16 protein-coding genes, 1 tRNA gene and 1 riboswitch are annotated in these 18,872 nt (G+C 59.5%); of the genes, 9 read left to right on the top strand and 8 right to left on the bottom strand.

What is annotated here, in order from left to right:
- Positions 1 to 11: 11 nt before the first annotated feature.
- Positions 12 to 172: riboswitch (FMN riboswitch) on the bottom strand.
- A gap of 145 nt (positions 173 to 317) precedes the next feature.
- Positions 318 to 593 (top strand): accessory factor UbiK family protein, encoded by a 276-nt coding sequence (locus GKN89_RS15595; RefSeq protein ID WP_004937216.1) that lies wholly within the window; start codon positions 318 to 320, stop codon positions 591 to 593.
- A 51-nt stretch (positions 594 to 644) separates the two neighbouring features.
- Here GKN89_RS15595 and hldE read toward each other — a convergent pair whose 3' ends face one another.
- The 3 genes from hldE to GKN89_RS15580 all read right to left on the bottom strand — a co-directional run bounded on the left by hldE (position 645) and on the right by GKN89_RS15580 (position 6,343).
- The gene (gene hldE, locus GKN89_RS15590) at positions 645 to 2,075 is read right to left on the bottom strand and encodes a bifunctional D-glycero-beta-D-manno-heptose-7-phosphate kinase/D-glycero-beta-D-manno-heptose 1-phosphate adenylyltransferase HldE (protein ID WP_019453075.1); all 1,431 of its coding nucleotides are present in this window, start codon (positions 2,073 to 2,075) and stop codon (positions 645 to 647) included.
- A 77-nt stretch (positions 2,076 to 2,152) separates the two neighbouring features.
- Positions 2,153 to 4,990: a bifunctional [glutamate--ammonia ligase]-adenylyl-L-tyrosine phosphorylase/[glutamate--ammonia-ligase] adenylyltransferase gene (gene glnE / locus GKN89_RS15585; RefSeq protein ID WP_063918723.1), complete on the bottom strand. Its 2,838-nt coding sequence runs from the start codon at positions 4,988 to 4,990 to the stop codon at positions 2,153 to 2,155.
- Positions 4,991 to 5,035: 45 nt separating this feature from the next.
- The gene (locus tag GKN89_RS15580) at positions 5,036 to 6,343 is read right to left on the bottom strand and encodes an inorganic triphosphatase (protein WP_154747304.1); all 1,308 of its coding nucleotides are present in this window, start codon (positions 6,341 to 6,343) and stop codon (positions 5,036 to 5,038) included.
- 278 nt (positions 6,344 to 6,621) lie between these two features.
- On the opposite strand from GKN89_RS15580, the gene GKN89_RS15575 reads away from it, so the two are divergent.
- Both GKN89_RS15575 and GKN89_RS15570 read left to right on the top strand, forming a co-directional pair.
- The gene (locus GKN89_RS15575; RefSeq protein ID WP_019453078.1) at positions 6,622 to 7,242 is read left to right on the top strand and encodes a TIGR04211 family SH3 domain-containing protein; all 621 of its coding nucleotides are present in this window, start codon (positions 6,622 to 6,624) and stop codon (positions 7,240 to 7,242) included.
- A 122-nt stretch (positions 7,243 to 7,364) separates the two neighbouring features.
- Positions 7,365 to 8,609 carry a multifunctional CCA addition/repair protein gene (locus tag GKN89_RS15570; protein ID WP_370520215.1) on the top strand — a complete coding sequence of 415 codons (1,245 nt, stop codon included), beginning with the start codon at positions 7,365 to 7,367 and terminating at the stop codon, positions 8,607 to 8,609.
- Between the two features lie 40 nt (positions 8,610 to 8,649).
- On the opposite strand, the gene bacA is transcribed toward GKN89_RS15570, so the two are convergent.
- Together bacA and folB are read right to left on the bottom strand one after the other, a co-directional pair.
- Positions 8,650 to 9,474, bottom strand: coding sequence for an undecaprenyl-diphosphate phosphatase (gene bacA, locus GKN89_RS15565; protein ID WP_025160107.1), 825 nt, complete (start codon positions 9,472 to 9,474; stop codon positions 8,650 to 8,652).
- A gap of 132 nt (positions 9,475 to 9,606) precedes the next feature.
- Positions 9,607 to 9,966: a bifunctional dihydroneopterin aldolase/7,8-dihydroneopterin epimerase gene (gene folB / locus GKN89_RS15560; RefSeq protein ID WP_019453081.1), complete on the bottom strand. Its 360-nt coding sequence runs from the start codon at positions 9,964 to 9,966 to the stop codon at positions 9,607 to 9,609.
- Between the two features lie 107 nt (positions 9,967 to 10,073).
- Here folB and plsY point away from each other — a divergent pair, with 107 nt between their 5' ends.
- Positions 10,074 to 10,712: a glycerol-3-phosphate 1-O-acyltransferase PlsY gene (gene plsY / locus GKN89_RS15555; RefSeq protein WP_025160108.1), complete on the top strand. Its 639-nt coding sequence runs from the start codon at positions 10,074 to 10,076 to the stop codon at positions 10,710 to 10,712.
- 29 nt (positions 10,713 to 10,741) lie between these two features.
- Here the strand turns inward: plsY and tsaD are convergent, their stop codons facing one another.
- The gene (gene tsaD, locus GKN89_RS15550) at positions 10,742 to 11,755 is read right to left on the bottom strand and encodes a tRNA (adenosine(37)-N6)-threonylcarbamoyltransferase complex transferase subunit TsaD (protein ID WP_025160109.1); all 1,014 of its coding nucleotides are present in this window, start codon (positions 11,753 to 11,755) and stop codon (positions 10,742 to 10,744) included.
- Between the two features lie 325 nt (positions 11,756 to 12,080).
- On the opposite strand from tsaD, the gene rpsU reads away from it, so the two are divergent.
- From rpsU to rpoD, 3 genes are all read left to right on the top strand, one after another.
- Positions 12,081 to 12,296 carry a 30S ribosomal protein S21 gene (gene rpsU / locus GKN89_RS15545; RefSeq protein WP_001144069.1) on the top strand — a complete coding sequence of 72 codons (216 nt, stop codon included), beginning with the start codon at positions 12,081 to 12,083 and terminating at the stop codon, positions 12,294 to 12,296.
- Positions 12,297 to 12,432: 136 nt separating this feature from the next.
- Entirely contained in the window at positions 12,433 to 14,181 is a 1,749-nt protein-coding gene (dnaG, locus tag GKN89_RS15540) for a DNA primase (protein ID WP_019453084.1), read from the top strand.
- Positions 14,182 to 14,338: 157 nt separating this feature from the next.
- Positions 14,339 to 16,180 (top strand): RNA polymerase sigma factor RpoD, encoded by a 1,842-nt coding sequence (gene rpoD, locus GKN89_RS15535; RefSeq protein WP_019453085.1) that lies wholly within the window; start codon positions 14,339 to 14,341, stop codon positions 16,178 to 16,180.
- Positions 16,181 to 16,236: 56 nt separating this feature from the next.
- Here the strand turns inward: rpoD and GKN89_RS15530 are convergent, their stop codons facing one another.
- Positions 16,237 to 16,689, bottom strand: coding sequence for a nuclear transport factor 2 family protein (locus tag GKN89_RS15530; RefSeq protein ID WP_019453086.1), 453 nt, complete (start codon positions 16,687 to 16,689; stop codon positions 16,237 to 16,239).
- A 16-nt stretch (positions 16,690 to 16,705) separates the two neighbouring features.
- Positions 16,706 to 17,194, bottom strand: a complete 489-nt coding sequence (gene mug / locus GKN89_RS15525; RefSeq protein WP_019453087.1) for a G/U mismatch-specific DNA glycosylase — start codon at positions 17,192 to 17,194, stop codon at positions 16,706 to 16,708.
- Positions 17,195 to 17,340: 146 nt separating this feature from the next.
- On the opposite strand from mug, the gene GKN89_RS15520 reads away from it, so the two are divergent.
- Both GKN89_RS15520 and GKN89_RS15515 read left to right on the top strand, forming a co-directional pair.
- A tRNA-Ile gene (locus tag GKN89_RS15520) sits at positions 17,341 to 17,416 on the top strand.
- A 239-nt stretch (positions 17,417 to 17,655) separates the two neighbouring features.
- Positions 17,656 to 18,869, top strand: a protein-coding gene (locus GKN89_RS15515) for an IS3 family transposase (protein ID WP_370520213.1) whose coding sequence is annotated in 2 segments (ribosomal slippage) — positions 17,656 to 17,950 and positions 17,950 to 18,869 — 1,215 coding nt in all. Because the reading frame shifts where the segments join, the coding sequence is not laid out codon by codon here.
- Positions 18,870 to 18,872 lie beyond the last annotated feature (3 nt).

Genomic DNA, 18,872 nt, shown 5'->3' with positions numbered 1-18,872 from the left:
CCGGCAGATACCGTTACTCTCTCCCATCCGGACTATAACCGTCGGCCCCGGAATTACACCGGATCTGCTGACCTCTAACCGGCCTTTACAGGCTGGCTGAGCGCTCGCGGGCTTTCACCGTAGAAGGTGATTTACCGCCGGTGGGGACTTTCACCCCGCCCTGAGAATAAGCAGGATGACTATAACGCTAATGGGTAGGCAGGGCAATTGGCAAAAGCACAATTCGGCCACGCACGGCGAATGCGCTTAATGGTTTATCCGGCGGGCAACTCGCATTACACTAAGCGGCAGCTATTAAACTCTGAAAGGGATACGCCATGATTGACCCGAAAAAAATCGAACAAATCGCACGCCAGGTTCATGAGTCCATGCCTAAAGGCGTTCGTGAATTCGGGGAAGACGTTGAGAAAAAAATCCGTCAGGTACTGCAGTCGCAGCTTACCCGCCTGGATTTGGTTAACCGCGAAGAGTTCGACGTACAGACTCAGGTGCTGCTGCGCACCCGCGAGAAGCTGGCGCTGTTGGAACAGCGCATGGCCGAGCTGGAAAGTAAACTGAGCGCGGCGCCGGCGGCCAAACAGGAAGACGAGTAATTCCCGCCAAGGGCGCGCACCGCGCGCCCTTGTTCTTTACGTCGCCCGGCGTTAGCCGCGCCCGTCTTTGATCGCTTTGATGATGTTGGTGGTCGACAGGCCGTCTTCAAAGTTCAGCACTTTGACATCGCCGCCGTTGGCCCACACTTCCGCACTGCCGGCAATCTCTTCCGGTTTGTAATCACCGCCTTTCACCAGCAGATCCGGCAGAATGTCGGCAATCAGACGCTGCGGCGTGTCTTCTTCGAACGGCACCACCCAATCCACCGCTTCCAGCGCGCCCAGCACGATCATGCGATTCTCCAGCGCGTTGACCGGGCGTGTTTCCCCTTTCAAACGCTTGGTCGACGCATCGCTGTTCACCGCCACGATCAGGCGATCGCCCAGTTTGCGAGCGTTGGCCAGATAGGAAACGTGGCCGGCATGCAGAATGTCGAAGATGCCGTTGGTCATCACGACTTTCTCGCCGCGCTGGCGCGCCTGCGCCACGGCGTGTTTCAACTGCGCTTCGGTCATCACGCCAAAACCGGTTTCGGCACGGCCGCGCACCGCGTTTTCCAGCTCGATAGGCGACACGGTGGACGTACCGAGTTTGCCCACCACTACGCCGGCGGCGGCGTTGGCCAGGAAACAGGACTCTTCCAGCGAGTTGCCGGCGGCCAGCGAGGCGGCCAGCACGCCGATCACGGTGTCGCCGGCGCCGGTCACATCGAACACTTCCTGCGCCTGGGTCGGCAAGTGCAGCGGCTCAACGCCAGGCTGCAGCAGCGTCATGCCGTGCTCGGAACGGGTGACCAGCAGCGCCGACAGCTCGAAATCCGCCACCAGCTTCATGCCGCGTTCCACCAGTTCCGCCTCATCCTTGCAATGGCCCACCACCGCTTCAAATTCGGACAGGTTCGGCGTCAGCAGCGTCGCGCCGCGATAGCGTTCAAAATCAGAACCTTTCGGATCGATCAGCACCGGCACTTTGGCGGCGCGCGCCAATTGGATCATGCCCTGCACCTGGCTGAGCGCGCCCTTGGCGTAATCGGACAGCACCAGCGCGCCGATCTGCGGCAGCGCCTGCTGAATGCGCTCCAGCATCGGCTGCGGATCGACGTTGGAGAAGCCTTCTTCGAAATCGAGACGGATCAGCTGCTGGTTACGCGACAGCACGCGCAGCTTGGTGATGGTCGGATGGGTCGGCACCGAGACGAAGTCGCAGCGCACGTTGACTTCATTCAGCTTGGCGCTCAGCGCCCGCGCCGCATCGTCGATGCCGGTCAGGCCCACCAGGCGGGACGTTGCCCCCAGCGAAGCGATGTTCATCGCCACGTTAGCCGCGCCGCCGGGACGCTCTTCGATGGTATCGACCTTGACCACCGGCACCGGGGCTTCCGGTGAAATGCGGCTGGTCGGCCCATACCAATAGCGATCCAACATGACGTCACCGACCACCAGCACACCGGCGCGGCGAAAATCAGGCAGCGTAACTTTCATCCGATAACTCCAAAAAAGAACAAAATTTTAGTGGCGCAGATATTACCACAGACCGCCGGAATACCCGCAAAAAGGTATTAATCCAGCCATTTGGCCCAGCTGACGCGCACCTGCTCACGCTCGGCGGCGAACTGCTCGCTGCCGACCTTGCCGGAATGCTCCTGCAGCGCCAGATGGTGGATCTCGTCGCGCATGGTGACATAGGCCTGGGTCAGCGCGCGCGCCTCCTCTTCCGGCATGATGTCGTAATTGGCCATCAGCTCGAAGATGCGCACGTTGTCCGACCAACGCGTCAGGCGCGGTTCGCCCGGCGCATAGCGTAAGACCAGATATTGGGCGATAAATTCGATGTCGGTAATGCCGCCCTCATCGGTTTTGATATCAAACAGATCGCGCTGTTTGTTGCCGAGATGGTTGCGCATCTTTTCGCGCATCTCGCGCACTTCACGCTTCAGCACCTCCGCATCGCGCGTTTTGCACAGGATCTCGCGCCGGATCGCGTCGAACTGCTGATGCAGCGCCGGATCGCCATGTACGATGCGCGCACGCACCAAGGCCTGATGCTCCCAGGTCCAGGCTTCGTTTTGCTGGTAGTCGGCGAACGCCTCGACGGTGCTGACCAGCATCCCCGCAGCGCCGGAAGGCCGCAGGCGCGCGTCCACTTCATACAGAATGCCGGAGGAGGTGCGGGTGCTGAACAGATGCATCACCCGCTGCGCCAACCGCAGATAGAACTGACGGCCGTCGATGCAGCGATCGCCGTCGGTCATCACCTCCGGCGGGCAATCCAACAGGAACACCAGATCGAGATCGGAACTGTAGCCCAGCTCCCAGCCGCCCAGCTTGCCGTAGCCGATCACCGCAAAGCCGCGCCCTTCGCGCTCCTGCAGATGGGTCGGTTGGCCGTAGCGCGCCACCATGTCGCTCCAGGCCTGTTGCACCACCGCGTCGATGATCGCCTCAGCCAGGTAAGTCAGGTGATCGCTCACTTTCATCACCGGCAGCGCCCCGGCGATATCCGCCGCGGCGATGCGCAGCTGCTGCGCCTGTTTGAATTGGCGCAGCGCCTCCAGCTTTTGCTCTTCGTCGTCTTCCGGCACCCGCAGCAGGTACTGACGCAGCTCGCTGCGATAGGCGTCCAGCGCCACCGGCTGATACAGCGTGGCCGGATCCAGCAGTTCGTCCAGCAACAGCGGGTAACGCGACAGTTGGTTTGCGACCATCGGCGACGCGGCGCACAGGCGGATCAGATGGCTGAGCGCCGCGTGATACTCCACCAGCAGCTCGAGGTAGGTGGTACGGGTGACAATGCTCAGCAGCAGCTGCGCCAGCCGCACCAGCGCGGTCGGCGCGTCCTGCCGTGGGCACACCTCCGCCAGCAGGCGCGGCATCAGCTGATCGAGCACGTCGCGACCGCGCGGGCCGATGGTGCGCTTGTCGACGTCATGGCGGAAATCGGCGATGGTGCGCAGCATCTGTCGGCGCCCCTCTTCATCGAGGTGCGGCGTCAGCGGCGCCAGCTCGTTCTCCTCCAGCGCGTCCTGCCACAGGCTGTGGTAGTGCTGATAGTCGGGATCTTCGCCGACATCCGGGCTATCGTCGCCGATCAGGTCGTCGAACACCGCACGCACCGCCTGCATGTGCGCGTCCAACGCCGCCATCAGCGCCGCCCAATCCGCCAGCCCCATGCCGTAAGCCAGCCGCGCCTGATCGAGCACATCCTGCGGCAACGTCTGGGTTTGCTGATCGCCGATCGCCTGCAGCAGGTTCTCCAACCGCCGCAGGAACAGGTAAGCGGCGCTCAGCGCCCGCACCTGCTCGTTCTCCAGCAGCCCCAGTTCTCCCACCGCCTGCAGCGTCGGCAGCAGCGAACGCCCCTGCAGCGCCGGCTCGCGGCCGCCGCGGATCAGTTGAAACACCTGAGTGATAAACTCGATTTCGCGAATGCCGCCGGCGCCCAGCTTGATGTTATCCTTCAGGCCCCGCCGCCGCACTTCACGGGCGATCATGCCCTTCATGTTGCGCAATGATTGAATGACGCTGAAATCGATATAGCGACGGAACACGAACGGCCGCAGGGTTTTGCGCAGCTCCTGGCTGTAAGCGTCTTCCGCCCCGCCCATCAGGCGCGCCTTCACCATCGCATAACGTTCCCAGTCGCGCCCCTGCTCCTGGTAGTAATCCTCCAGCGCCGCAAAGCTCATCACCAGCGGGCCGCTGTCGCCGAACGGCCGCAGCCGCATATCCACGCGATAGACGAAGCCGTCGATGGTCTGCTGATCCAGCGCTTTGATCAGCCGCTGGCCGAGGCGGGTGAAGAACTGGGCATTGTCCAGCTCGCGCCGCCCGCCCTGGGTTTGGCCGTTTTCCGGGTAGGCGAAGATCAGATCGATATCCGACGAGAAGTTCAGCTCGCCGCCGCCCAGCTTGCCCATGCCGAGGATCAGCAGCGGCTGTGGTTCGCCGGCGGCGTTGCACGGCGTGCCCCACTCGCGGCAACAGGTTTGGTACAGCCAGTCGCGCGCGCTGACGATCAGCGTTTCCGCCAATCCGCTCAGCTGCAGCAGCGTTTCTTCGGTCGAACACAGCCCCTGCGCCTGCGCCCAGGCGATGCGCACCAGCGTTTCGCGGCGAAACAGACGCAGCGTGCGCATCAGCTGCGCTTCATCGCGCACCTCTTCCAGTTCGTCCTGCAGCCAGGCGGCGTAGTGTTGCCACTCGCCGGGCGCCGGCGGCTGTTCGCGCAGCGTCGCCAACCAGGCCGGCTGGGCGAGCAGCGCGTCGCTGACGAAATCGCTCGACGCCAGCACCCACTGCTCTTGCTCGCTAAAGGCGCAGTCTGCGCCGTGAACTTCCTGAAAACGCTGCACAACCTGCTGTGCCTGAGCCTGCAACGCGGCTGAAAGTGGCGACATAGTGTATGACCCGTTCTGCGGCCCACGGCTGGCGGGCCGGCTGGATTAACGAAGCGCGCCGTTTAACCAGAATGGCGCATGCGATAAGGCCTGTTTGCGGCTGGCTTCATACCAGCCCTGGCGGCGCTCGCTCAGCGCCGCCTGCAGCTCGCGCCAGGCGTCGATATAAGGCCCGGTCTGCTCGTCGGGGTAGGCGCCCGACAACAGGATCAGCGCCGCAATCTGACGCGTCAGGCGCGGCAATTGTTCCTGATATTCATCTTCGTTCAGCGTACGGCTGAAGGCTTCTTTCAGCTCCGCGCCGCTGCGCCCCAGCATGATATCGCTGAAGCGTTTGAAAGAACCGTCCAGCTTGGCCTGCGCTTTGGCGTCGATAAACGGCCGCCAGGCGCCGCTCACCAGCCATGATGTGAGTGCCAACTTACATTGTAGATAAGCGGCGCTGTAGCACAGGCTCTCGGGTTGCGCGGCTTTGTCCGCCAACAGCGGTTCGAGTTCGGTCAGGCGGGCGCGCAGATCGGCGCTGGCCTTGCGCGGCACCAGGCCGCCGAAGATCACCAACGCCTGGCGGATCGTGCCGACCGCCTCGATGACCGCAGCGCGCGCCTGCGCATCGCCGCGCAGCCACAGCTCTTCATGATACTGCCAGTGGCTGAGCGCCAGCTCGAAGGCGGCGATCATTCCCTGCTCCACGGTCGCCTTCGCCGCCGGCTTCAGCACCCGCAGCGGGCGCACCTCTCGCGGTGGATTACCCTGCGCCAGATGGTAGCCGCGCGCCGCCTTGCTCAGGCTGCCCTGCCGCAGCCCGCCATGCGCCGCCAGCTCGCCGGCCAACGCCAGCAGATCGGCGGTGTTGCCGTTCAGCAGCTCCAGTTCGATCTCGCTCAGGGCTTCGCTGAGATCGCCGGCGCGCACCTCACCCTGATCCAGGCCAATCTCGATCTCGCTTTGGCCGTAAGTAACCACCCACTTTTCACGAGCGAAGTCGGTACGGAACAGCGGCTGCAACGCCTGTTGCAGCGCCGTGATATCGCAATCCTGCGGCCAGATGTCGGCAGGGAACTGCGCCAACGCCAGCTGCGGCTCGGCGATAGCGACGTTGTATTCCGGGCGCTGATGCAGGCCGGCCACCACTTTACCGGCGGTTTTGATGGTCATTTCATAGCGATCGTCAAAACCGCGAATGCGCAGCCCCATATCGTGACTGCGCAAGAAGTTGTCGGCCGTTTCGAAGTAAATGTTGGTCAGCTTTTGCGGCGCGGAATGCTGATGCGGCCAGGCGGCGAGCCATTGCGGCAACGCGGCCACCGCTTCTGGCGCGGCGATGAATTTCAGTTCAATTTCAACGGTCATAATTCTTTAACACCAATAAGTTACGCATTCACGTCTGTTTCAGCGCGGCGCGCTCGGTCCGCCGCATGCTGCCCAATGACGCACAGTTGCCATTATCTTACCGCGATTTCCGGCGCCTTAACCCTGCTGACTGTAGAAAAAACCTGTTACGTTATAAAACGCTGCGCAACTCACAGAATCAGCCACAGTAAGATAGTTCTCATTCCGGTTTTGGCGTTGCGTCGTCAGACTGAACGCTCTACTATCGTTCCATAAATTCACCCAGAAACGATGAACTAATGCAGAAATTACGCCTGATTTGCCTTGCCGCGCTGAGCTTCAGCATCACTTGGGCCGCACATGCCGAAGATAAACGCTATATCTCCGATGAGTTAAGCACTTACGTCCATAGCGGCCCAGGTAATCAGTACCGTATTGTCGGCACTCTGAACGCCGGTGAAGAAGTCACCCTGCTGAGCGTCAACGACAGCACCAACTACGGCCAAATCCGCGATCCGAAAGGCCGCACCACCTGGATCCCGCTCGATCAGCTCAGCCAGACGCCAAGCCTGCGCACCCGCGTGCCGGAGCTGGAACAACAGGTGAAAACCCTGACCGACAAGCTGGCCAACATCGATAACACCTGGAACCAGCGCACCTCGGAAATGCAGGAAAAAGTCGCGGGCAGCGACAGCACCATCAGCAGCCTGCAGAAGGAAAACCAGGATCTGAAAAACCAGCTGGTGGTCGCGCAGAAGAAGGTGAACGCCGTTAACCTGCAGCTCGACGACAAACAGCGCACCATTATCCTGCAGTGGTTCATGTACGGCGGCGGCGTCGCCGGCGTCGGTTTGCTGCTGGGCCTACTGTTGCCGCACCTGATCCCTCGCCGCAAAAACAACAATCGCTGGATGAACTGATCTCAGTATCGTTCAGTTTGAGTATGGGCGCCTGCGGGCGCCCTTTTCATTGGTGCCGACATCCCACGGTCAATTCATGTAATCTGATAGACAGAGCCTTACACGATATTCAGGAGTCAACAGTGCAGATTTATCTGGTCGGCGGCGCCGTTCGCGACAGCCTGCTCAACATTCCGGTGGTCGATCATGATTGGGTGGTGGTGGGCGCCACGCCGGCAGAGCTGCTGGCGTTGGGCTACCAGCAGGTCGGCAAAGATTTTCCGGTGTTCCTCAATCCCGATACTCACGAGGAGTATGCGCTGGCGCGCACCGAGCGCAAATCCGGCCAGGGATACACCGGCTTTACCTGCTATGCCGCGCCGGACGTGACGCTGGAAGAAGATCTGCTGCGGCGCGATCTGACCCTCAACGCCATCGCCCGTTCCGCCGATGGGGAGCTGATTGACCCTTATGGCGGCGTGGCCGATCTGCAGGCGCGCGTGCTGCGCCACGTTTCCGACGCTTTCGGCGAGGATCCGCTGCGCGTACTGCGCGTGGCGCGCTTCAATGCCCGCTTCGCCCATCTGGGTTTTCGCATCGCCGACGAAACGCTGGCTTTGATGCGCCAGATGGCGCACAGCGGTGAACTGGCCGCGCTGACCGCCGAACGCGTCTGGAAGGAAACCGAAAAGGCGCTGCAGAGCCAGAGCCCGCAGGTCTATTTTCAGGTCCTGCGCGACTGCGGGGCGCTGGTGGTGCTGTTCCCGGAAATCGACGCGCTGTTCGGCGTGCCGGCCCCCGCCAAGTGGCACCCGGAGATCGATACCGGCGTACATACGCTGATGGCGTTGGCGATCGCCGCCCGCCTCACTCCCGAGGTGGACGTGCGCTTCGCCACCCTGTGTCATGACCTCGGCAAGGGCTTGACGCCAAAAGAGTTCTGGCCGCATCACCACGGCCACGGCCCGGCGGGCGTGCGGCTGGTCGAAGCGCTGTGCCAACGGCTGCGGGTGCCCAACCCGGTGCGCGATCTGAGCAAGCTGGTGGCGGAGTACCATGATTTGATCCACACCGTGAACAAGCTGCGGCCGGAGACCCTGTTGAAGTTGTTCGACGCCATCGACGTCTGGCGCAAGCCGCAGCGGCTGGAGCAGATGATCCTGACCAGCGAAGCGGACGCGCGCGGCCGCACCGGCTTTGAGGAGAACCCTTATCCGCAGGGCGACTATCTGCGCCAGGCGTATCAGGTAGCGAACGCGGTATCGATCAAAGAGGTGGTGGCCAGCGGGCTGCAGGGCACCGCGATCCGCGACGAGCTGAAACGCCGCCGCCAACAGGCGCTGGCCGAGTGGAAACGCAGCCAAACCATCATCAACGATCAGGCATAAAAAAACCCCGCTGAGCGGGGTTTTTTCCTGGCATAGAGGCTTACAGGAACACCATGTAAACCACGGCCGCCACGATAAAACGGTAGATGGCGAACGGCACGAACGAGATGCGTTTGATCAGCGACAGGAAGGTCTTGATCGCAATCAACGCCACCACGAAGGCGGTGATGAAGCCGACGGCGAACATCGGCAGATCGCCCCAGGTCAGGAAGTGCAGGCTCTTGTACAGATCCAGGCCGCTGGCGCCGATCATCATCGGCACCGCCAGGATGAAGGAGAACTCGGAGGCCGCATAGCGGTTCACGCCCACCAGCATGCCGCCGGCGATGGTGGAACCCGAACGGGAGAAGCCCGGCCACAGCGCCAGACACTGGAAGCAGCCGATCATGAACGCCTGGCGGTAGGTGATGTCATCCAGCCCTTCCGCGCTCGGTTTCTTCGGCTTCAACCATTCCGCCGCCAGCAGCAGCAGGCCGCCGACCACCAACGCGTACATCACGTTTTTCGGCGCAAACAGCGACTTGATGAAATCATGGAAGGCCAGGCCCAGCACCACCGCCGGGATCATCGCCAGCAGGATGTGCCCCAGCTTCAACTGACCGCTGGTTTTGCCTTCATGCTCCACCGGCTTGCCGCCGAAATGAATGCCGATCAGGCCGAACAACCGGCGCCAGAACATCACCACCACGGCCAGGATTGACCCCAGCTGGATAATCACTTCAAAGGTTTTGGCTTTGTCGCCGGTAAAGCCCAGCCACTCGCCGACGATGATCATATGCCCGGTGGAAGACACCGGCAGAAACTCGGTTAATCCCTCGACAACCCCAAGAACAAACGCAATAAACAATGAATGCATGTCTGCCATGTGCTTCGCTCACCCCATAAAATAACGGCTATCACATAAAAAAGCGGCAATGTTTAAAGACAATGCCGCTAAAACAATTCTCAGGATTAAGACCAGGTTAACGGCCTTTCGTTGCAAGCAAATGACATAAAATCATGCGGGACGAGTGCCGCGCTCAATGATCACGCCGACCCGGCTGGCATGTGCTACAGCGCCCGGTTTGCTGACCTTAATACGGACCCAGGGGGAATTGAAGCGCTGAAGCAAAATTTCAGATATTTCCTCCGCCACTCGTTCCACCAGCGCAAAACGGTTCGACTCCACGTGCTGGATCACGGCGTCGCTGACGTCGGCATAGCTCAGACAGTCAGTTACGTCGTCGCTGGCGGCGGCCGGCCGGTTATCCCAGCCCATTTCGATATCGAACACCAGCTTCTGACGAATGCCCTGTTCCCACTCATAAACGCCAATGGTGGTAATTACGGTAAGCTCTTCAATAAATACGATATCCATCACGTCATTCTCTGTTTTTGGCCTTGCCGGATACCACTTCCAGCGGAATGTGCGTATTATCCATAGATGTTGCGAGTAAAACGACCATTATTAAACGGAACCGCGTTATGAGTGCTACCGCGCTTGGCATGATTATCTTCGCGTATCTGTGCGGCTCGATTTCCAGTGCGATCCTGGTTTGCCGGATCGCCAGGCTGCCGGATCCGCGTGAGCATGGCTCAGGAAATCCCGGGGCGACCAACGTCCTGCGCATCGGCGGCCGGCTGGCGGCGGCGGCGGTGCTGGTGTTCGATATTCTGAAAGGGATGTTGCCGGTCTGGCTGGCCTATAAACTCGATGTGCCGCCGCTGTACCTCGGCCTGACGGCGATCGCCGCCTGTCTGGGGCACATCTATCCGGTGTTCTTCCACTTCCGCGGCGGCAAAGGCGTGGCGACGGCGTTTGGCGCCATCGCGCCTATCGGTTGGGATCTGACCGGCCTGATGACCGGCACCTGGCTGCTGACGGTGCTGCTCAGCGGCTACTCTTCGCTCGGCGCCATCGTCAGCGCGCTGATCGCCCCGTTCTACGTCTGGTGGTTCAAACCGCAGTTCACCTTCCCGGTGGCGATGCTCTCCTGTCTGATCCTGATGCGGCATCACGACAATATTCAGCGCCTGTGGCGCGGGCAGGAAGGCAAGATTTGGGGCAAGTTCCGCAAGAAGAAAAACGCGGCGGATAACGGCGACCAGCCGAAAGACGAATAGCAGAAGGGCCGGATGATCCGGCCCTTTTTTTATACCGCAGGCAGTTCCGCCAGCGGCCAGCGCGGCCGCACCGAAACGCTCAGCTCCGGGTTGGCGCCGCTCTTCAGGCGCACCATGCCGGCATAGGCGATCATCGCGCCGTTGTCGGTGCAAAATTCCGGACGGGCATAGAACACTTCCCCGCCGCGCTTGTGCATCATCTCCGCCAGTTTGGCGCGCAGCGTGCGGTTTGCGCTCACGCCGCCGGCCATCACCAACCGTTTGAAACCGGTCTGCTCCAGCGCGCGTTTGCATTTGATCGCCAACGTATCCACCACCGCATCCTCGAAGGCGCGGGCGATGTCGGCGCGCGTCTGATCGTCGTCGCCGTTGGAGCGAATGGTGTTGGCGGCGAAGGTTTTCAGGCCGGAGAAGCTGAAGTCCAGCCCAGGGCGATCGGTCATCGGCCGCGGGAATGTGAAACGCCCCGCCGTGCCCTGCTGCGCCATCTTCGACAGCATCGGCCCGCCGGGGTAATCCAGGCCGAGCAGCTTGGCGGTTTTGTCGAACGCTTCGCCGGCGGCGTCGTCGATCGATTCGCCCAGCAGTTCATACTCACCGATGCCGGTGACGCTGATCAGCTGAGTGTGGCCGCCGGAGACCAGCAGCGCGACGAACGGAAACGCCGGCGGGTTATCTTCCAGCATCGGCGCCAGCAGGTGGCCTTCCATATGGTGCACCGGCACCGCCGGCACGTTCCAGGCGAACGCCAGCGCGCGCCCGACGGTAGCGCCGACCAGCAGCGCCCCCACCAGGCCCGGCCCGGCGGTATAAGCCACGCCGTCGATGTCGGCCGGGGTCAGGTTGGCCTCTTTCAGCGCCGCCTGAATCAGCGGCACGGTTTTGCGCACGTGATCGCGGGAAGCCAGTTCCGGCACCACGCCGCCGTAGTCGGCGTGCAGCTTCACCTGGCTGTATAATTGGTTGGCCAACAAACCGGTTTGATCGTCATACACTGCAATTCCGGTTTCATCGCAGGACGTTTCTATACCCAGTACTCGCATTACATTTCCCATCATTCACGTGCGGCCGCCAGTCTACCACATTCCGCCGCATTTACCGCCGGCGCAACGCATCTTGTCACCGGCTCGCGCCTATGTTGATGATTCATCCAGAAAATGCCCGCGCGATTAAACACGAGCATTTTTTTCTGATTAGTCTATAATCAGCGCCCGGTGCAAAATTGCGCACGTTGCGGCAGAGCGACGCGGGTTTCAATTTGCTGTGATGCTTTACAAAGCAGCATCCATTGGAGTAAAATTCCGCACCATTTTGAAAAGGCTGGCGCTTGGCCAGCAGCAAACCGAATTTTATTGAGGTGAGAGGCACATGCCGGTAATTAAAGTACGTGAAAACGAGCCATTTGACGTTGCTCTGCGTCGTTTCAAACGCTCTTGCGAAAAAGCGGGTGTTTTAGCTGAAGTTCGTCGTCGTGAGTTTTATGAAAAACCAACTACCGAACGTAAACGCGCTAAAGCTTCTGCTGTGAAACGTCACGCGAAGAAACTGGCTCGCGAAAACGCACGCCGCACTCGTCTGTATTAATTCTTCGGGGGCAACCCCACCGCGTGAATTTCTGATTTTCAAAATCGCGCAGACCGAGTAGTTGCATACGAAGGCCGTGCTTTCCGAAAGGAATGCGCGGCTTGTTCTCGTTTATAGGCTAATGAAGTAAGGGCTTATGGCTGGACGAATTCCGCGCGTATTTATCAATGACTTGCTGGCTCGCACCGACATCGTCGATTTGATCGACGCCCGCGTGAAGCTCAAGAAGCAAGGCAAGAACTACCACGCGTGCTGTCCGTTCCACCACGAAAAGACGCCTTCATTTACCGTTAATGGCGAAAAGCAGTTTTATCACTGTTTTGGATGTGGTGCGCACGGCAACGCCGTCGACTTTTTGATGAATTACGACCGACTCGAGTTTGTCGAAACCATCGAAGAGCTGGCGACCATGCACGGGCTGGAAGTGCCTTACGAAGCAGGCACCGGGCCAACCCAGATCGAACGCCATCAGCGCCAGAGCCTGTACCAACTGATGGAACAGCTCAGCGCGTTCTATCAACAGTCACTGCAGCAGTCCTCCGGGGCGCCGGCGCGCAACTATTTGCAGCAGCGCGGATTAAGTGACGACGTTATTCGCCATTTCGCCATCGGCTTCGCGCCGGCGGGATGGGACAACGCCCTGAAGCGTTTCGGCCGCGACGCCGACTCGCGCCGCGCATTGAACGATGCCGGCATGCTGGTGACTAACGATCAGGGGCGTTCGTACGACCGTTTCCGCGAACGGGTGATGTTCCCCATCCGCGACAAGCGCGGGCGCGTGATCGCCTTCGGCGGCCGCGTATTGGGCGACGGCATGCCGAAGTACCTGAACTCGCCGGAAACCGAAGTTTTCCATAAGGGCCGCCAGCTGTACGGCCTGTATGAAGCACAGCAGAACCACCCTACCCTGCAGCGGCTGCTGGTGGTGGAAGGGTATATGGACGTGGTGGCGTTGGCGCAATTCGGCATCGATTATGCCGTCGCCTCGCTCGGAACCTCGACGACGGCTGAACACATTCAGCTGCTGTTCCGCGCCACCGACAACGTCGTCTGCTGTTACGACGGCGACCGCGCCGGCCGTGAAGCGGCCTGGCGAGCGCTGGAAACCGCGCTGCCGTACCTGAACGACGGGCGCCAGCTGCGGTTCATGTTTTTACCCGACGGTGAAGACCCGGACACGCTGGTGCGCAAAGAAGGCAAAGAAGCCTTCGAGCAGCGAATGGAGCAGGCGCAACCGCTGTCCACGTTCCTGTTCGAAAGCCTGCTGCCGCAGGTGGATCTGAGCAGCCCGGACGGGCGCGCCAAGCTGAGCACGCTGGCGCTGCCGCTGATTACTCAGGTGCCGGGCGAAACGTTGCGCTTGTACCTGCGCCAGGAGCTCGGCAACAAGCTGGGGCTGCTGGACGACAGCCAGCTCGACAAGCTGATGCCCAAGCAGGCTGAAAATGCGAATCCTTATCAGGCGCCCCAGCTAAAACGCACAACCATGCGTATACTGATAGGGTTACTGGTGCAAAATCCGCAGTTGGCTACACTTATCCCTTCGCTGGAAGGGTTGGAGCAGACCAAACAGGCGGGATTGCCGCTGTTCGTCGAACTGGTGCAGACCTGTTTGGCGCAGCCGGGCCTGACTACCGGGCAATTGCTGGAGCTGTATCGCGACAACAAATTCAGCCAGCAGCTTGAAACCTTGGCGACATGGAACCATATGATCGTTGAGGACATGGTCGAACAGACCTTTTTGGATACGTTGGCCAGCCTGTACGACTCGGTGCTCGAGCAACGGCTGGAAACGCTGATCGCCCAGGCCAGAACGCGCGGCCTGAGCCCGGAGGAACGTGAAGAAGTCCGTTCTCTCAACCAGGTTTTAGCGAAGAAAAACTGAATACCAAACGGCTTAAGTGCCGATAATTGCGAGGGCAGAGCCCTGCACAGTGCCGCCATAGTGGGCCGCGGCGATAACGAAAACGCCCCAAATGCTATTGTTGGCGGTTTCGCCGACCGACACCAACCTAAATACTCTGAAGTGTGGATACCGTCTTATGGAGCAAAACCCGCAGTCACAGCTGAAGCTACTTGTCACCCGTGGTAAGGAGCAAGGCTATCTGACCTATGCTGAGGTCAATGACCATCTGCCGGAAGATATCGTCGACTCCGATCAGATCGAAGACATCATCCAGATGATTAACGACATGGGCATCCAGGTGATGGAAGAAGCACCGGACGCCGATGACCTGCTGCTCGCCGAAAACTCGAACAGCACGGACGAAGATGCGGAAGAAGCCGCCGCACAGGTTCTGTCCAGCGTGGAATCCGAAATCGGCCGCACCACCGACCCGGTGCGCATGTACATGCGCGAAATGGGTACCGTCGAACTGCTGACGCGCGAAGGCGAAATCGACATCGCCAAGCGCATCGAAGACGGCATCAACCAGGTTCAGTGCTCGGTTGCCGAATACCCGGAAGCCATCACCTATCTGCTTGAGCAGTACGATCGTGTCGAAGCGGGCGAAGCGCGCCTGTCCGACCTGATCACCGGCTTCGTCGATCCTAACGCGGAAGAGGACATCGCCCCAACCGCCACCCACATCGGTTCTGAACTGTCGAGCGAAGAGCAAGACGACGACGACGAAGATGAGGACGCCGAAGACGACGATACCGAAGACGACAACAGCATCGATCCTGAGCTGGCGCGTCAGAAGTTCGCCGAGCTGCGCGATCAGTACGAAGCAACCCGTCAGATGATCAAGAAAAACGGCCGCAGCCATGCCAGCGCCGCGGACGAGATCCTGAAGCTGTCTGAAGTGTTCAAGCAGTTCCGCCTGGTGCCGAAACAGTTCGACTTCCTGGTCAACAGCATGCGCACCATGATGGACCGCGTTCGCACCCAGGAACGCATCATCATGAAGCTGTGCGTTGAACAGTGCAAAATGCCGAAGAAAAACTTCGTCACCCTGTTCGCCGGCAACGAAACCAGCGATTCCTGGTTTGAAGCCGCGCTGGCGATGGCCAAGCCATGGTCGGAAAAGCTGAAAGACGTTGCTGAAGACGTGCAGCGCAGCCTGCAGAAACTGCGTCAGATCGAAGAAGAAACCGGCCTGACCATCGAGCAGGTCAAAGACATCAACCGTCGCATGTCGATCGGTGAAGCGAAAGCTCGCCGCGCGAAGAAAGAGATGGTTGAGGCCAACCTGCGTCTGGTTATTTCTATCGCCAAGAAATACACCAACCGCGGCCTGCAGTTCCTGGATCTGATCCAGGAAGGCAACATCGGCCTGATGAAAGCGGTAGACAAGTTCGAATACCGCCGCGGTTACAAGTTCTCGACGTACGCCACCTGGTGGATCCGTCAGGCTATCACCCGCTCCATCGCCGACCAGGCGCGCACCATCCGTATTCCGGTGCATATGATTGAGACCATCAACAAGCTCAACCGTATTTCGCGCCAGATGCTGCAAGAGATGGGCCGCGAGCCGACGCCGGAAGAGCTGGCCGAGCGCATGCTGATGCCGGAAGACAAGATCCGCAAGGTGCTGAAGATCGCCAAAGAGCCAATCTCGATGGAAACACCGATCGGCGACGACGAAGATTCGCATCTGGGCGACTTCATCGAGGATACCACCCTCGAGCTGCCGCTGGACTCCGCGACCTCGGAAAGCCTGCGTTCCGCCACCCACGACGTGCTGGCCGGCCTGACCGCGCGCGAAGCGAAAGTGCTGCGCATGCGTTTCGGTATCGACATGAACACCGACCACACGCTGGAAGAGGTAGGCAAGCAGTTTGACGTTACCCGTGAGCGTATTCGTCAGATCGAAGCCAAGGCGCTGCGCAAGCTGCGTCACCCAAGCCGCTCCGAAGTGTTGCGCAGCTTCCTGGACGACTAAGTCCGGCTGCCGCATCAAAAACAAAAAACCCCGGCCTGCCGGGGTTTTTTTATGCCTCAGAACATGCTGTTGCCACTGGCGGTCTTCTCCGGCACCGGCTGCGTCACGTCCCAGTGCTCGACGATTTTTCCGGCGCTGTCGAGACGGAAGATATCGACGATCGCCGCCGTCTTGCCGGCCTCGCGTCCGCTGACCTCCACATGCAGGATCACGTAGTCGCCGTCGACGAACGCCTGTTTAATCTCGCTGTGCGAGTTGGGGTAACGCGTTTTCAGCAGCTCGACAAATTGACGAAATCCCTCCACGCCGTCTTGGGCATTGGGGTTATGCTGCTTGTACTGCTCACCCAAAAACGGCCGCGCCGCCGCAAAATCCTTGTTGTTGAGCCCCTGCCGATAAAACTCCAGCACGTTCTGCTGGTTGCGCACTTCCTGCGGCGAATGCCCCGCCTGCGCGGCGCCGGTCACCAACAGCAGCGCCATCAAACAGCCTTTCATCATCGATGTCATCGCACACTCCCTTATGTCATTGCAGCGCCAGGAACAGCTCACGATAGCTGGCGGTAAGCTGCTCCAGCGTGGCGCGGTTCAATCCGCTGGGGTTGGGCAATACCCACACCTCGGTTTCCCCCAGCATCATCACCTGCTTGCCCCAGGGCGCGTTTTTCACCCCGAAGGCGGTGGTGAACGCCTGCTTGCCCAGAATCGCCAGCGCACGCGGCTGATAGCGCAGGATCTTCTCTTGCAGCGCCTCGCCACCGCTGCGCAGCTCATCGCGCGACAGCTCGCTGGCTGCCACCGTCGGGCGCGCCACCAGTGCGGTAATACCGCAGCCGTTGTCCTTCAGCTGTTGCCACTGCTCCGGCGCCAGCTGGCTCGCGGTAAAGCCGGCCTGATGGATCACCTTCCAGAAGCGGTTGCTGCCGTTGGCGAAAGGATAGCCCTGATGGGCGGAAGAAAGGCCGGGATTGATGCCGCAAAACACCACCCGCAGGTTGGGCGCCAGAAGTTCCATGAGTATCGTGAGTCCATTGCAGGGATTTACTGCGGTTATCGCAAAATCCGCCAGCAATTACAACAGGCTAGAACTGCGCAGAAAAGCAACATACGGGCGGGTAACAGTAGACCGATGCTTAAGGATTCCCTATAATCTCGCGGCTTGGCCCCTTAGCTCAGTGGTTAGAGCAGGCGACTCATAATCGCTTGGTCGTTGGTTCAACCCCAACAGGGGCCACCAAATTTTTGTTTTAAAATCATATAAAAAAGCCACTCTGACGAGTGGCTTTTTTATTTAATAGAACCTCATTGGCAGCAAAATGGCAGCAGAATTTTTACTGCCTCCAATAAAAAAACCCCCGAGGCGGGTTTCTTGTTAGAAATTCATGTGGCCTTGACCACTGTTTAATGGGTGTGGCGGAGCGTGATCGATTAGTCCAGGGGTGTAGTGGCATAGTAAATTTGGCCACCTGATTAAAGGTGATACCCTCACCTCAACACACAACAGGTGACTTAATGAACAAGAAAACCAAACGTACATTCACCCCAGAGTTCAGGCTGGAATGTGCACAGCTGATTGTTGATAAGGGCTACTCATATCGACAAGCCAGTGAAGCGATGAATGTCGGTTCTACCACGCTTGAGAGCTGGGTGCGCCAGCTCAGGCGAGAGCGTCAGGGAATTACGCCCTCTGCAACACCCATTACTGCAGAGCAGCAACGTATTCGCGAGCTGGAAAAGCAGGTTCGCCGCCTGGAGGAACAGAATACGATATTAAAAAAGGCTACCGCACTCTTGATGTCCGACTCGCTGAACGGTTCACGATAGTCGCCAGACTGAGTGACAGCCATACGGTTATCAGCCTTTGTTCTGCTCTGGGAATACACCGCAGTAGTTACCGGTACTGGCGAAAACGAAGCGATACGGTTAATCCGGCGCGTGTCAGGCTGTACAGCGAAATACGACGGGCGTGGAACCAGAGCCGGGGCTCTGCGGGGGCGCGCACTATAGCTGAGATGCTGGTCCAAAATGGCGTCCCGATGAGCCGCTATCGTGCCGGGCGTATGATGAAATATCTGAACCTGAGCAGTTGTCAGCCCGGAAAACATCAGTACAAAAATGCTCGTCAGGTGCATACCTGCCTGCCGAATCTGCTCGAGCGTCAGTTCACTGTACCGGAGCCAGACCGGGTATGGTGCGGAGATATTAAGTATATCTGGGCAGGAAATCGCTGGTGCTATCTGGCGGTTGTTATGGATCTTTTTGCCCGCAGGGTTATCGGCTGGAGTCTGTCAGCACATGCCGATACCGCACTGATAAGCAGTGCCCTGCGGATGGCCCATGAAACGCGTGGTCAACCGCGTGATGTCATGTTCCATAGCGACCAGGGAAGCCAGTATACAGGCCTTAAATATCAACAACTTCTCTGGCGTTACAGAATAAACCAAAGCGTCAGTCGGCGGGGAAACTGCTGGGATAACAGCCCGATGGAACGCTTCTTCCGCAGTCTGAAAACAGAATGGGTGCCGACGGATGGTTACGCAGGTAGGGACGAGGCCCGGCAGCAAATTAATGATTACATATTGAACTACTACAATAGCGTCAGACCACACCACTATAACGGAGGGCTGACGCCGGAAGAGACCGAGAACAGGTATCATTTTTACTGTAAAACCGTGGCCAGTATTACTTGACCA

Origin of the sequence: Serratia sp. YC16, assembly GCF_009707615.1 — a bacterium.
In the GTDB taxonomy this organism is placed as follows: domain Bacteria; phylum Pseudomonadota; class Gammaproteobacteria; order Enterobacterales; family Enterobacteriaceae; genus Serratia; species Serratia surfactantfaciens.
This window is presented reverse-complemented; position numbering and strand designations above follow the sequence as displayed.